Origin of the sequence: Streptomyces sp. SID3343 (assembly GCF_009865215.1) — a bacterium.
Taxonomy (GTDB): Bacteria; Actinomycetota; Actinomycetes; order Streptomycetales; family Streptomycetaceae; genus Embleya.
On the sequence record NZ_WWJX01000085.1, the window covers coordinates 1 to 512 of the forward strand.

Annotated in this window: 1 pseudogene; it reads right to left on the reverse strand. The window is 71.3% G+C overall.

The annotated features are described in order from the left end of the window. Positions 1–162: 162 nt before the first annotated feature. Positions 163–437 (reverse strand): annotated as a pseudogene (locus GT354_RS53355) (helix-turn-helix transcriptional regulator); the annotation flags it as partial. Between the last annotated feature and the right edge of the window lie 75 nt (positions 438–512).

Sequence of the window (512 nt, forward strand, 5' to 3'; positions counted from 1 at the left end):
TGTGCCGGCGCCCTTGGGCAGACCACGACAGCAGATCGGTCACCCTGTGGCAGCGAACGATCCCGCAATCAGCCGGACAAAGCCCAGCTCGACAAGGGGAAACCGAAACCGGAACCGCTGACGCCCAATCCCGCCGACATCACACCACACACTCACAGGCCCGGGATCCGGGCGCTCGGCCGGGTGGTAGAGGTAGTCGCGCTCGTCGGTGGTCAGGCGCGGTGTCCTCGCCGACGGGGCGATCATCTGTTCGCAGGGCTGGGATCCGGCGCCGTGTTCGAGTTCGTTGTGGTAGTCCACCGACGCGCCGGCGAGTTGGGCGACCTCGTCGCGGCGCAGCCCGGTAGGCGGCGGAGCCCGTGGGGAAGTCCCGCGTCGGGCGGGCGGATAGGGGCATGGCGCGAGCGCGGGAACGCTCCCGGCTCGGGGTATTTCACAGAACCCGTGCCTGCCGTTGTGCGTCCGACCGACCGGGCGTCCGACCGACCGGGCGGGCGGGCGGGCGGGCGGGC